Origin of the sequence: Dryocola boscaweniae, assembly GCF_025215095.1 — a bacterium.
Taxonomy (GTDB): Bacteria; Pseudomonadota; Gammaproteobacteria; order Enterobacterales; family Enterobacteriaceae; genus Dryocola; species Dryocola boscaweniae.
Map to the genome: position 1 here is coordinate 112,274 of NZ_JALHAP010000082.1, position 13,454 is coordinate 125,727.

Annotated in this window: 13 protein-coding genes and 1 tRNA gene; 5 read left to right on the forward strand and 9 right to left on the reverse strand. The window is 51.0% G+C overall.

The window, feature by feature from the left end:
- Positions 1-92: 92 nt before the first annotated feature.
- From pykF to iraP, 5 genes are all read right to left on the reverse strand, one after another.
- The gene (gene pykF / locus MUA00_RS17910; RefSeq protein WP_271124349.1) at positions 93-1,505 is read right to left on the reverse strand and encodes a pyruvate kinase PykF; all 1,413 of its coding nucleotides are present in this window, start codon (positions 1,503-1,505) and stop codon (positions 93-95) included.
- Complete coding sequence (gene ynhH, locus MUA00_RS21415) at positions 1,502-1,726, reverse strand: protein YnhH (protein WP_456298740.1); 225 nt, start codon at positions 1,724-1,726, stop codon at positions 1,502-1,504. Before ynhH ends, pykF begins: the two co-directional genes overlap by 4 nt.
- 145 nt (positions 1,727-1,871) lie before the next feature.
- Positions 1,872-1,948: transfer RNA gene (locus MUA00_RS17915), tRNA-Val, on the reverse strand.
- 184 nt (positions 1,949-2,132) lie between these two features.
- On the reverse strand, positions 2,133-2,381 hold the full coding sequence (locus MUA00_RS17920) for a DUF883 family protein (RefSeq protein WP_271124350.1): 249 nt from the start codon (positions 2,379-2,381) through the stop codon (positions 2,133-2,135).
- A 105-nt stretch (positions 2,382-2,486) separates the two neighbouring features.
- The gene (gene iraP / locus MUA00_RS17925; RefSeq protein WP_271124351.1) at positions 2,487-2,822 is read right to left on the reverse strand and encodes an anti-adapter protein IraP; all 336 of its coding nucleotides are present in this window, start codon (positions 2,820-2,822) and stop codon (positions 2,487-2,489) included.
- A gap of 212 nt (positions 2,823-3,034) precedes the next feature.
- On the opposite strand from iraP, the gene MUA00_RS17930 reads away from it, so the two are divergent.
- Positions 3,035-3,781 carry a glutaredoxin family protein gene (locus MUA00_RS17930; RefSeq protein ID WP_271124352.1) on the forward strand — a complete coding sequence of 249 codons (747 nt, stop codon included), beginning with the start codon at positions 3,035-3,037 and terminating at the stop codon, positions 3,779-3,781.
- A 72-nt stretch (positions 3,782-3,853) separates the two neighbouring features.
- Here MUA00_RS17930 and MUA00_RS17935 read toward each other — a convergent pair whose 3' ends face one another.
- From MUA00_RS17935 to MUA00_RS17945, 3 genes are all read right to left on the reverse strand, one after another.
- Positions 3,854-6,262, reverse strand: a complete 2,409-nt coding sequence (locus MUA00_RS17935) for a membrane-bound PQQ-dependent dehydrogenase, glucose/quinate/shikimate family (RefSeq protein ID WP_271124353.1) — start codon at positions 6,260-6,262, stop codon at positions 3,854-3,856.
- 286 nt (positions 6,263-6,548) lie between these two features.
- The gene (locus MUA00_RS17940; RefSeq protein ID WP_271124354.1) at positions 6,549-7,049 is read right to left on the reverse strand and encodes a YciE/YciF ferroxidase family protein; all 501 of its coding nucleotides are present in this window, start codon (positions 7,047-7,049) and stop codon (positions 6,549-6,551) included.
- Between the two features lie 102 nt (positions 7,050-7,151).
- A complete protein-coding gene (locus MUA00_RS17945) occupies positions 7,152-7,334 on the reverse strand; it encodes a con-10 family general stress protein (protein WP_271124355.1) in 183 nt (60 codons plus the stop codon).
- A gap of 516 nt (positions 7,335-7,850) precedes the next feature.
- Here MUA00_RS17945 and MUA00_RS17950 point away from each other — a divergent pair.
- Together MUA00_RS17950 and MUA00_RS17955 are read left to right on the forward strand one after the other, a co-directional pair.
- Complete coding sequence (locus tag MUA00_RS17950) at positions 7,851-7,934, forward strand: hypothetical protein (protein WP_271125007.1); 84 nt, start codon at positions 7,851-7,853, stop codon at positions 7,932-7,934.
- 208 nt (positions 7,935-8,142) lie between these two features.
- Positions 8,143-9,135 carry an SDR family oxidoreductase gene (locus MUA00_RS17955; RefSeq protein ID WP_271124356.1) on the forward strand — a complete coding sequence of 331 codons (993 nt, stop codon included), beginning with the start codon at positions 8,143-8,145 and terminating at the stop codon, positions 9,133-9,135.
- A 26-nt stretch (positions 9,136-9,161) separates the two neighbouring features.
- On the opposite strand, the gene MUA00_RS17960 is transcribed toward MUA00_RS17955, so the two are convergent.
- The gene (locus MUA00_RS17960; protein ID WP_271124357.1) at positions 9,162-10,793 is read right to left on the reverse strand and encodes an alpha-amylase family protein; all 1,632 of its coding nucleotides are present in this window, start codon (positions 10,791-10,793) and stop codon (positions 9,162-9,164) included.
- A gap of 255 nt (positions 10,794-11,048) precedes the next feature.
- Here MUA00_RS17960 and MUA00_RS17965 point away from each other — a divergent pair, with 255 nt between their 5' ends.
- Together MUA00_RS17965 and MUA00_RS17970 are read left to right on the forward strand one after the other, a co-directional pair.
- Positions 11,049-12,440, forward strand: a complete 1,392-nt coding sequence (locus tag MUA00_RS17965) for a cytochrome ubiquinol oxidase subunit I (protein ID WP_271124358.1) — start codon at positions 11,049-11,051, stop codon at positions 12,438-12,440.
- Positions 12,428-13,375, forward strand: a complete 948-nt coding sequence (locus MUA00_RS17970; RefSeq protein WP_271124359.1) for a cytochrome d ubiquinol oxidase subunit II — start codon at positions 12,428-12,430, stop codon at positions 13,373-13,375. The genes MUA00_RS17965 and MUA00_RS17970 overlap by 13 nt, the downstream gene beginning before the upstream one ends.
- Positions 13,376-13,454 lie beyond the last annotated feature (79 nt).

The window sequence follows — 13,454 nt, forward strand, 5'->3', positions numbered from 1 at the left end:
CGATTTGCTTTTTTATTAATACGGTCTAATAAAGCAATAAAAAAAGCGCCCGCAGGCGCTTTTTAACAAAATATTCGTTCGCAGTATAAGAATTACAGAACGTGAACGGATGCAGTATTGGTCGTGCCGCTTGGAACCAGCGCGCCGGAAACCATTACGACGATGTCGCCTTTGCGAGCCAGACCGCTTTCCAGAGCCACTTCTTTACCCAGACGGTAGAAATCGTCAGTAGAAGCGATTTCTTTAACCAACTGCGGAATCACGCCTTTGCTCAACACTAACTGACGAGCAGTTACTTCGTTAGTGGTCAGCGCCAGAATGGTGGCGTTCGGGAAGTACTTACGTACGGCTTTAGCAGATTTACCGCCCTGGGTTGCCACAACAATCAGCGGCGCTTCCAGTTTTTCGGCTGTTTCTACCGCACCGCGGCAAACTGCTTCGGTGATGCGCAGTTTACGGCTGTCGTGGTTGTTATCCAGACGGCTGGTCATTACGCGGTCGGTACGTTCGCAGATGGTGGCCATAATGGTCACCGCTTCCAGCGGGTATTTACCTTTAGCGGATTCGCCAGACAGCATAACGGCATCGGTGCCGTCGATGATGGCGTTCGCCACGTCGCCTGCTTCAGCGCGGGTAGGGCGTGGGTTTTTGATCATGGAGTCGAGCATTTGAGTCGCGGTGATAACCACTTTACGAGCGCGAACGCATTTCTCGATCATCATCTTCTGCGCGAAGATAACTTCTTCAACCGGGATTTCAACGCCCAGGTCACCACGAGCAACCATGATGCCGTCAGAAGCTTCGAGGATTTCGTCGAAGTTGTTCAGGCCTTCCTGGTTTTCGATTTTGGAGATGATCTGGATATTCTCGCCGCCGTGAGCTTTCAAGTGCTCACGGATTTCAACGACGTCAGAACGCTTACGGATGAAAGACGCAGCAACGAAGTCAACGCCTTGCTCGCAACCGAAGATCAGATCCTGTTTATCTTTCTCAGCAAGGGCTGGCAGAGCGATAGAAACGCCCGGTAGGTTAACGCCTTTGTTCTCGCCCAGGTCGCCGTTGTTCAGCACCTTACAAACAACGTTCTTGCCTTCGATAGCGGTAACTTCCATACCGATCAGGCCATCGTCAACCAGCACGGTGTTACCCACGCTCAGGTCGCTGGTGAAGCCTTCGTAAGTTACAGCAACGATATCGCTGTTGCCCACAACGGTTTTGTCGGTGGTGAAGGTGAAAGTCTGGCCTGCTTTCAGAGAGACGTCGTTGCCGCCTTCCAGTTTGATGGTACGAATTTCAGGGCCTTTGGTATCCAGCAGGATGGCAGCTTTCTTACCGGTTTTAGCCACTACGTTACGCAGGTTTTTGATGCGCTGGCCGTGCTCTTCGTAGTCACCGTGAGAAAAGTTCAGACGCATAACGTTCATGCCCGCGTCGAGCATTTTGGTCAGCATCTCTTCGGATTCGGTTTTCGGACCGATGGTGCAAACAATTTTAGTCTTTTTCATGACAGTCTTATCTGTAAGTTGAGAAGGATTATTAAAACTCGGTTCCGGTGGACATTGTCGCCGGAGCGGAAATTGAAGCTGGTATTGTAAAAGCGACACCTGGTAAGGATAGGTGACAGAAATAAAGCGTGCAGAGGAAAGTATGCTTGCGGTTCAGCCTGCCGGGGGGAAGTGCATAATTGTCTATTATAAAGGCAGTCCAATGCGCTGAAACCATTCAAGTTAGGAACGCGCGTATTATAGGGGCAAGTTGTCGGGAAAGGAATTAAAAACGGCGTTTCAGGGGACAGAATGTGCAGAATTACAGCGCCTGTTATCGAAGCGTTAGGGGGATATTAAAAATTATAATAAGCAGAAAAAATATAATGGTGCGTTCAATTGGACTCGAACCAACGACCCCCACCATGTCAAGGTGGTGCTCTAACCAACTGAGCTATGAACGCATACAGTATGCAGTTAAAAGGAATTTAACTGATTGATTATTAAGTGCTTTGCTGATTTTGTGCCCGCATAATCTACAGGCTAACGTTGCGGGTGTCAACTAAGCACATGCGCAGAACACAGACCCGCGATAATGCGGGTCGCTGTTCTTGATTGGGGAATACGGCCTGACGGGGCAGGGGGCAATTATTTGCGGCCGAGAAGATAGCCAATAACAACACCGATAGCACCGGCTATCGCCAGCCCGCCGATGGGGTTAGCCGAAACCTGATCTCTGAGCGTGTCGGTAGCATCCCGTGTCGCATGACTTGCCTGTGAAGCATATTTTTGCGCCATGCCTTTCACGGTGTCGCCAGGGCTGTTAGTGGTGCGACCAAACGCTTCCTGAGCTTTGCCCGCCGCTTCATTGACTTTATCTTCTGCTTTCTCAAACATTTCAGACTCCTTTGATGCGAATGTACCCATAAGTATAGACAAAATGCGCGGTCCGGTTAAAAACCCTGTCACGTTTCGCTAACTCTCCCGTGGCGGGCAGGCTTTCTATTGTGAATCGGGGGCTGAGGGCAGTTCACGCAATGCTTTAACATCAATTTCTGTATCCGCCTTTGCAAGAAGCTGCGTCAGTGAAAGCAGCTCGTTGAACTGGGTCAATAAAAGTTCTGTATCGCTTTTTAAAAGATTGTCTGAGGCTTCGAGAGCCGTATTAATGGCTTTTTTAACGCTTTCGACAATCTGCTCCAGACCGCCTTCTTTTCCCACCGCGAGTAGCATGGCGCTCAGCAGCAGCGACTGGGCTTCCACCTGAGCGGTCAGCAACTTTGCTTCTGCATCCATCTTCGAAATCTTGGCAATCATACTGATGATGATATTTTTCATACCCGCTCCTCGCTTGAAATCCAGCCGTCACTGTACCCAAAATAGCCACATTTATATTCAGGTAAAGTCGCACATTTCACTAATAAATTCTCAGATAAATCCGGCCGCAGCGCAGGAAATCTGGCCATAGCGTTGTTCAACTTGAACGCGCCGGAGCCATAAAAGGCCGCTTGCTACACTTGTCATTAAGCGCAGATTGAGCGGAGATTTTTATGTCAGAGACGAAAACAGCCATTCTTTATCGCATGGTGATGAAAGAACATGTCTGCCCTTATGGCCTGAAGGCCCGGTACTTGTTAAAGCATCAGGGTTTTACCGTTGACGATCGCTGGCTGACCAGCCGGGAAGAAACCGATCGCTTTCAGGCTGAGCACCAGGTGAAAACCACGCCGCAGATTTTTATCGATGGTAAACGCATAGGCGGCTATGACGAACTTCGAAAATACGTTGGCAAAACGGTCAAGGGGAGCAAAGAGACCTCTTATCAGCCGGTGTTAGTGGTCTTTGCCATCGCGGCGCTGATGGCCGTTGCGGCGGGCTATATTGCTTTTGGCAACCCTTTCACAACGCGAGTGCTGGAATGGTTTATTGCCTTTAGCATGTGCCTGTTGGCGATGCTGAAACTCCGGGATGTTGAACAATTTTCAACGATGTTCCTGGGCTACGATTTACTGGCGCAACGCTGGGTGCCCTATAGCTATCTTTATCCCTTTGGCGAGGCGCTGGCGGGCATTTTAATGATTGCCTCGGTCTTAACCTTTATCTCGGCGCCGGTTGCGTTATTTATTGGTACGGTGGGCGCAGTCTCGGTGATTAAAGCCGTCTACATCGATAAGCGTGAGCTGAAATGCGCCTGCGTCGGCGGGGACAGCAACGTTCCGCTCGGATTTATATCGCTTACGGAAAATCTTTTAATGATGGCGATGGGGATTGCCATGGGGGCGAAGGCATTATTCTAACCGGATGCCAGGCATCCTGTAACGGCGGCATAAACCCGTTACAGGATGCGTTGAACTAACGTTACTTGCAGACTATCGCTGAGGTAAAGCATAGGCGACAAGCGAGTCGCCGGACTGGGTTCCCAGACCGCCATGTCCGCCTGCTGCGATCGCCACAAACTGTCTGCCGTCAGCTCCCATATAGGTCATCGGCGTGGCCTGCCCGCCGGCCGGCAGTCGCGCGCGCCAGAGTTCTTTGCCGTTCATTTCATCGAAGGCTCGCAGGTAGTTATCCGCCGTTGCGCCCATAAAAATCAGACCGCTGCGCGTCACGATATTACCCCCGATCATGAAAATGCCTGTGGGCAGAGGGGCGTTGGTGTGTGTCCCGAAGATATTCATATCCCGGGTCGTGCCCGCCGGTCTTTCCCAGGCGATTTTGCGCGTTGTCAGGTCTATCGCAACCAGTTTGCCCCACGGCGGCGCGCTGCACGGTGCGCCTAAAGCCGTCAGCCAGGGTTTCACTACCGCAGCCCATGGCGTGCCGTACTGAGGCCCAACAGCAAACTCTTTAGGCTTTGGATACGCCTCCTTGCTTCCCCATCCCGCCCAGCTCTTCATTAAACCCTGTTTAATCGCTTCACCAGATTTAAGGAGCTGCATGGTGAAGGGGATGTAGCTGGTATTGGCAATAAGCACATGGCGGAGCGGATCGACCGAAGCGCCGTACCAGTCCATCACGCCGTCAAAAGCCGGATAGGCGATTGAGGTGCCTTCAGCGGGCGGCGTAAATTTGCCCTGATAGCGGAAGCGGTGGAACTGGATACGGCACCAGAGCTGATCGATGGGAGTGGCTCCCCACATGTCGGTCTCTTTAAGATCTGGCGGAGCAAGGTTTGGCATACCGACAGAATCCGGCTGCGTGGGAGAAAGGTGCTCGCCGGGCAGAGCAGGGGATGCAGGGACGGGTTTCTCCTCGACTTGCGCAAGAGGTTTACCCGTGCGCCTGTCCAGCATAAAAAGTTGCCCCATTTTAGTTGTCTGAATCAGGGCCGGAAGAACGCCGCCTTGACCGTCAGGCAAATCCACAAGCGTCGGGCCGATAGGAAGGTCGTAGTCCCAGACATCATGGTGGACGGTCTGGAAATGCCAGCGTTCGAGGCCGGTGTGAATATCCAGCGCCACCAGCGCGCTGGAGTATTTCTCGTCAAAGGGACGTCTTTTAGCACCGTAATAATCCGGTGTGGCATTGCCCAGCGGAATGTAAACCAGACCTGACTCGGGGTCGGCGGTATAGGTTCCCCAACCGTTAGGCGTTCCGCGCGTGAATTCTTCTCCCGGTTTTAACTGAGCGTTTTGTGGGCTTCTGCCCATGTCCCAGCTCCATGCGAGTTTGCCTGAGGTGGCATCATAAGCGCGCACCACGCCTGAAGGTTCACCGGTAGCCTGGTTATCATAGATCCAGCCGCCAAGCACGATTCGGTTGTCCATGACCAAAGGCTGCGAGGTAATGAAATGAAAACCTGGAGGAACTTCGCCCATACGATCGGTAAGGCTGACAAAGCCCTGCTCGCCGAACGAGGCGCAGGGCTTACCCGTTTGCGCATTCAGTGCCACCATCCGTGCGTTGCTGGTGGTGGTAATGATTTTTTCCGGGCAGCTTTTGTCTTCAGTCGTCTTGCTGTATGCCACCCCGCGGCAGGCGAGATATTCATTTGCCGACGTATCAGGATGAGGATCAAACCGCCAGCGTTGCTCGCCGGTGGTGGCGTCAAGAGCTATCACCTGCCGGTGCGGCGTACAAATATAAAGAACGTTTCCGACCTTGATGGGCGTCACTTCGAAATTAAATTCCCGCCCGGCTTTGTCTTCTCCTTCACGCATACTATCCCCGGTGTGGTATTCCCAGGCAGGCTGGAGTTGGCTGACGTTGGCTGGCGTCAACTGCTCCAGCGGGGAATAACGCTGGCCCGCGGCGGTGCGGCCATAGAAATGCCAGTCGTCAGCGTTTGCTTCCTGCGCAGGCGCAGCACCAGCTTTTGCTTCCGGAAGCGGCTGATGCTGTACAAAACGTGAATCAGTGACTTGCCAGCCCGCATAGAAAATACCGGCGATGGCGGCGAGATAAAAACAACCGGTAAATAACCCGGTGACACGGGGCGTGTTTTGCGCCATAACGGGTCGGGTGATCCAGGGCATGCTTATCCAGATGCCGAGCACGGCAAGCCCAAATAAACGGGGCATAAGCTGCCAGCCGTCCAGCCCCACCTCGCTGAGCGACCATATAGCGCAGGCGATAAAAGTAAGCAGATAAAGCCCAAACCCGGCGCTACGATAAAGCGCAAGACAGACACCGCTTGCCAGAAACCCGACACCAAAAAGGATATACCACGGCGTCCCGCCCAGCACTGCCAGCCAACCCCCCAGGGCAAGATAGCTTAAGCCAAGCAGGGCGATGACCACCCCTGTTAACGAAACTAATGAAAAGAATGATTTTTTCATTATGTCACTTCACCGGTTATGAAAGGATAATAAAGCATATAAAGGAAACCGGGAAAAAGAGCTGGAAAAAGCAGGCGCTGCAGGCTGCCTTACAAAAGGCTTTGTGAATCAACGATCAAAAGCATGGAAATATTGTCGCTAAATCTTACAGAACTATTAAAGGGTATTTTTTAATTGCATTATTTCAATGTGTGAATATCCGTAACGTACGGAAATTAATTATGAGGAAGTGATGTGAAATATAACTGGCAGGAAGTGAGCCCGGCATTATAAGCCGGGCGAGAAGTCAGCTTTTTTGCTTCGCGTTTTGATTAATTCCTGATTCGGCGAGAGTCGTTAATTTATTGTCTGCTGATTTTTCCTCTTCAAGAGTTTGTCCAAGAAGCGTTTTCGCTTCTCTGTATCCCAGCATTTCTGCCAGAGTACATAAAGTACCGTACGAAGCTATTTCGTAATGCTCAACTTTTTGTGCTGCTGCAATTAAACCTGCGTCACGTACAGCGCCTTTATCAACGCTATCAATCACTTCCTGTCCTTCTTCAATTAATCCTTCCATCGCCACGCATTTCATGCGTTTTAAACGGAACTCAGGAATACTGTCTACCACCTGATCGATACGCTCCACATGGCCCCGGGTTTCTTCCAGATGGCTTGTGAAAGCTTCGCTGAGTTTAGGATTTTCTGATGCGCGGGCAAGTTTAGGCAGGGCACGGGTCAGTTGCTTTTCGGCACTGTAAGTGTCTGATAAAAGATGAACAAAAAGGTCTTCAATGGTTTTGATCTGCATGATCGCTCCAGAATTCGCTCTTTATTTCATTACGGGCAGCATGAGCAAATTTGCCTGTAAAAATTCACTCATGCTATGAGGTTTTAGCCTATTCCAGCCAGTTTACGACTCGGATTTACGTCCACCCCCGTGGCTTTTTTCGCCGCCTTTTCGGCCTGCTTCTGAGGCGCGTTGGGGATCATTTTTAAAGTTCCCGCCACTATGTTGACCACCTTTGCGGCCTGCGTCTGATGCTTTTTCACGATCTTCAGCAAAATTACCTGAACCGCCTCGATGCTGAGTCATAATTTACTCCTCACTTTTGGGTGTTTATGGTAATACTTCACGAAACATTATTGTCGCGTGACTAAAAATTGTAGTAGAGGCTTTATCGAATGCAAATTAAAAAGCGCCTTGCTGTTATATAAATTGAATCACTAAGAATAATCTTAAAGCAATAAATTAATTTGTCTTCAACTGTTAATTTATTATATTTACCTGGTGCTGTGCCTTAAAAGTCAGGGGATAATTATGGTGTGGTATAGGCATTTACGAGGTAGCGTTCAGGGTGAGTTTATGCCATTTTTATTCAAAAACACCCTTTGCCTGATACTCAAAAATGGCGGCGCGCTTTATCGCCCGCGAGATTGGTTAAAGCTTGAATATAAGTATTTAAAAGTTGTACAGAAAAAGGAATAAATACAACCAGGGCCATAGTGAAATTCCCGGCGTTATGTTATTGATTTCACACCTGCTGGCTTAAATGAAAAAGTGGCGTTCCAGGCGCTTTTATTACCAGACCTGATGAACGTCAAACTGGAGATGATTATGCTATTTGTTGAAAAAGACGATCCGAGCGAAGCGCCAGAATCTGGCGATAAAAAACCCAAACCCGATCAAAAATAACACCTTAAGGCCGCGAAAGCGGCCTTTTTGCAATTTGTTATTATTTTTCAAAGCAATAAGTTTTTACGATTGACGTGAGGCGCACGGTTTAAACGTCATAGCCTGGCGTTTTTCGTCGGCACGGCTATAAAAATGAAATCACCTTCAGGTTTAAAGAGTGCCGTGAGTTGCCGGATATGACTTTTTATTACATTACAGGGGAAAAGGCATGGCTGTTGTTGTGATTACCGGGGGTACCGCCGGGGTCGGCCGGGCCACCGCGCTACGTTTTGCGAAAGAAGGTTATGACGTGGCTGTGATTGCCCGTGGGGAAAAGGGCCTCAGGGAAACGGTGGCTGAGTTACAGGCAACCGGCGTCCGTGCGGCGGGTTTCAGCGCCGACGTTGCCGATGCGGTGCAAATAGCCCGAACCGCGGACAGCATAGAGGCGGAACTCGGCCCGGTCAGCGTCTGGATAAATTCGGCCATGTGCACCATTATGTCTCCCTTTGAAGATATCGATCCCAACGAATATAAGCGCGTTACCGACGTGACTTATCTCGGCACCGTAAACGGCACCAGAGAAGCGCTTCGTCTGATGACGCCACGCAACAAAGGCACCATCGTGCAAATAGGCTCTGCCCTGGCTTATCGTTCCATTCCTTTGCAGTCTGCTTATTGTGGCGCGAAAGCGGCGATTCGGGGCTTCACGGATGCCTTGCGGTGCGAACTTATTTATCAACGCAGCGCGATACGCCTGACCATGGTTCATCTGCCGGGGACCAACACCCCGCAATTCGGCTGGGCGCGAAACAAGCTGGGCCATCCCGCCCGTCCGGTGGCGCCTGTTTATCAACCGGAAGCGATAGCGAAAGCGATTTTTAACGCTACCTGCCATGCGCCACGAGAAACCTGGGTCGGCAAAGCTACCGTGCAGTCTATTCTGGGGAATTATGTTTTCCCGCAGTGGCTCGACAACATGCTGGCGAAAAAAGCCTGGTCCGGGCAAATGGAAAACGCTGAGCGCCTCGCTCCTCACCCGGACAATCTTTTTATTCCTGTTGAAGGGCAGCATCAGAGCAGAGGACGTTTTAGCAAGGAAGCAAAAGAAAGCGTAATCAGCATTAATTCGGCCACGCCGGTGAGAGTGGCTTTTGCCGCAGTGGGGTTGGGCGCTCTGATTTTATTTAAAAAATACCAAATCCGTCGCAAAAGAAATTAAGCCCCGGTATATCGGCAAGCCCGCTGCTATTTGTCGCGGGCTTTGATAATGGAAAACCAACGATAGCCATATCCATTCAGCGTGATAGAAAGAGGCGGCATCAGCGTGCCGGACTGTTTGTATTCTTTATCAGCGAGGCATTCTATTAATCCGGCTATATCATTCTCGTTTATTTCCGCTGTAACTTGCCTGCTGCAAAAATTAGCCAGCAGCAGCAGGCCATCTTTGCCATAGTCATATCGCAGAGCGAATATTGCAGTATTCTGGGTATTAATAACGTGATAATCCCCTGAACCAATTTCGTTAAGACCCAACCGTGCCCGTGCTATTTTACTTACGCGGTGCAATAAAGAATCATCTTTTATTAGCGAGGCATTAACGTTGACCTTTTGGTAGCGGTACGGGCCCGTATCGATGACCGGGGCGATAAGTTTTTCTGGCTCAGCCTCAGAAAAGCCTGCGCAAGCCAGGTCTGACCACTGCATCGGCGTTCTGACGGCGTTGCGTTCTTCAAGCTGCAGATCGTCACCCATTCCTATTTCATCGCCGTAACGTAATACCGGCGTGCCCGGCAAAGAGAAAAGCACCGCGTGCGCCATTGCCAGGCGTTTTATATTGCCTTTCAGCATCGGGGCGAGTCTGCGCCTCAGGCCTCTTTGATAAACATGCATATTTTTATCCGGGCCAAAACTCTTCATGACGTCTCGTTTCTCTGCTTTCGACAGGCCGTCTAAATCAAGTTCATCATGGTTGCGCAGCCAGTTGGCAAAGCAGGCTCTGAAAGGAGGCGAGGGCAGTTCTTCAAGCGCCTGCAATAAAGCGGTGGCATCCTTGCGGGCAAGGGATACGTAAAACTTTTTGTTCAGATTAAAACTCAGCAGCATCGAGAGACGATTGTTGTTGCCGAAATAATTCCGGTATTTTTCGGCCGGAACATCCACTTCGCCTAATAACAACGTTTCAGGCCGCCGATGGGAAATAAAATCACGCAGATGGGTTAATAAATCATACCCTTTTTCTTCGCTGCCTTGCCCCGCCTGCTTGACCATATGAGAGGCCGCATCAAAACGAAAGCCGGAGACGCCCATTCTTAACCAGAAAACGATCACTCGTTCTATTTCTGTGATGACCTTCGGGCAGGAAAGATTTAAATCTGGCTCGTGGTGATAAAACATATGACGATAATACTGTTGCGCTTCTTCATCCCAGCTCCAGACGCTTTTTTCAACGCCCGGGAACATAGGCGCATCGTCTTTTTCCGGCGGGGTATCTGCCCAGATATAATAGTCCCGATAAGGAGAGTTTCTGTCACGGCGGGCCTGCTGGAACCATATATGTTCGCTGGAGGTATGCTGAAGAACCAGTTCGATAATAACGTGCAGGCCGAGCTCTTCTGCCCGTTCGACCAGCATAACCATATCCGCAACGTCGCCAAATCGGGAATCAACCCGAAGGTGATCGCTAATATCGTAGCCGCCATCCCGAAAAGGAGTCAGATAAAAAGGCGTAAGCCAGACGGAGGTGGCGCCGATGCCGCGAATATAATCGAGTCGTTGAGTTATGCCCTGCAGGTCGCCGCAGCCATCGCCGTCGGCGTCAAAAAAAAGCGCCGTATCTATTTGATAAATTATTGCATTTTTATACCAGTCGCTTTTCATCCCGGCTCCTTATTCAGGGTCTTAGTTTCTGAGACTTATTATAAGGTTCAAATTTAATAACATTCTCAACGACTCACACGTGCTGCTGTTTTTAGCTTTAATAGCTTAGCCATAACTTCTTCTTTCTGCTCGCTTAACGGCGTAATTCGACTACGTTTAATAGAAAATGAAAGAGAAAAAACAGCGCTTTTTACCTTTCATATCCGCAGGGCTCTGCCCTGAATATGACGGCATTAATTGCTGTGGGGATGCATAATGACTGATGCGGAATGGGTCCTGCTTCTTTCTCGCGGGCAATTTGCGCTGACTATGGGAATGCATATCACGCTTGCCGCCCTGACGCTTGGGCTGGCTCCCTTTCTGGTCTGGTTTGAAGCCCGCTGGCTGTGGGGGCGACAGCATGCTGCGCGCGAGGCGCTGCATTTCTGGATAAAAATTTTTGCGCTGACGGTGGCGATTGGCGCGGTTTCAGGGGTAGTGATGGAGTTCCAGTTCGGCACTAACTGGGCGCCTTTTTCACATAAAGTCGGCGGTTTTATCGGGCCGCTGCTCTTTTTTGAAGTGCTGGTGGCCTTTTTTATGGAGTCAGCATTAACCGGCGTGATGCTCTTTGGCATGGGTAAAATTCGCCCCGGCGTACATTTTGCCGTGACCTGCCTGGTGGCGTTAGGCGCGCTTATCAGCGCTTTTTGGATCCTTGCGGCAAATTCATGGATGCAAACGCCGGTGAACTATCATCGCGATGGCAACGGCATTTTTTCTCCCGTCGACTGGCTGGCGTTAATTTCCGCACCTTCCTTTCCCCTGCGTTTTGCTCATATGGTACTGGCTTCGTATATTGCCGTAGCCGTGATGATTGCGGGCGTCGCGGCCTGGCGTGTTCTGCATCGCCCGGACGAAAAGGCTGCACGCTGCATGTTTGTTTGCGCGATCTGGTTTGCCGTCGTGGCCCTGCCTGTACAATTTGTTGTTGGCGATCGGCATGGCGAAAACACGCTGCGGTACCAGCCTGCAAAACTTGCGGCAATGGAAGCGACCTGGTATCCGCCGTCACCCGGTGAAGGGGAGCCGCTGCGTCTGTTTGCCATACCCGACCAGCGTGCCCGGCTTAATCATTCTGAACTCGCCATTCCCGATATCGGCTCGCTTTATTTGCGCCATAATTTGACCGGCCATATAAAAAGCCTGAGTGAATTTCCTGCCGCCGATCGTCCACCTGTTTTACCCGTTTTTTTCGCTTTTCGAATTATGGTCGGGCTGGGACTGCTTATGTTTTTCTCGCAGCTTGCCGCCGTAATTCAGCATCTTCGCGGCAGGCTTTATGCTTCCCGGCGCTTGCTCTGGCTGATGGTTATTCTGACGCCGGCGGGATTTATCGCGATGCTTTCAGGCTGGGTGGTCACCGAGATGGGAAGGCAGCCCTGGATCGTGCAGGACCTGTTAAGAACGGCTGAGAGCGTTTCAGCCTTGCCCCTGAACTGGCTAATCATTTCCTGCTGTAGCGTGGCCGTTGTATATATCCTCGCCTTCGGCTACGGCTTGCGTTATTTCCTGCGCTATATTGCCGCGCCGCTGCCTGCGGGAGATGAGGTGGTTAGCACAAAGATCGTCACAAGCCCCGCAGGGAGAGAAGCATGGAAGGATTAGCGAGTTTATCGGCGACGATCATGCTGTTCTCCTTGCTGATGTATCTGATGCTTGACGGCACCGATCTTGGCGTCGGCATGCTGTTCTTCTGGATTAAGGCAGAGGAGCCCCGGCGGCGTATGGCGCATTCTATATTGCCCATCTGGGATGCGAATGAAACCTGGCTGGTGCTGCTGGCCGGCGGGATGCTGGCGCTGTTTCCGGGTATTTATGCCCGGGTACTGAGCCTGCTTTATATCCCCGTTTTTATGATGTTGCTGAGCCTGGTTTTGCGAGCGATGGCCCTTGAGTACCGTAGCTCCGCCAGCGCGCGAATACGCGCTTTGCTGGACGTTATTTTGCCGCTGGCGTCTGGCCTGGCCGCGTTCAGCCAGGGGGCCTGCGCCGGCACGATGGTGAGCCGTTTTCTGTTAAATAATCCCGCAAGCTGGTTCGATATTTTTCCCGTGCTGTGCGGCCTGGGCTTAATGTCGATTTATCTTTTGCTCGGCTGTGGCTGGATACGCTGGCGGATTGGCGAGGCCGTCGAAAAACAGGCGGGCCATCTTAGCGGGTATTTTTTTATTCTCTGCTGCTTACTGTGCCTTGCTGTAATGCTTCTCGAACCGCTTCCCTGGCGGCTGGGGTGGCAGTACACGGCAGGAAAAACGCTGTCATTAATAATTTTATTGCTCTTGCTTGTCCTGGTAATCCTGCTTAGACGCGGGCGAGGTCTGCTGCAGCTAATTGCCACCCTGGCCTTTATGACGGCGATAGTGCTTTTGCTAGCGACAGGATTTTATGGCCTGTCGGCGAATAACCTGATGAGCCTGACGGATATGGGCTCATCAAAGACGACTCAGTCAGTGGTTCTGATTGGCAGCGCAGTGATAATACCTCTTACGCTTGCCTACCATACGTGGGTGTTCTGGGTTTTTCGCGGGAAAGTGCTGTGATAACGCGGGCAGAAAATATTCGGTGAAAGGAGGCTGACGGCTTCCCCCTCAGCCGCGTAGCGCAAAGTGGGGGGAAAAC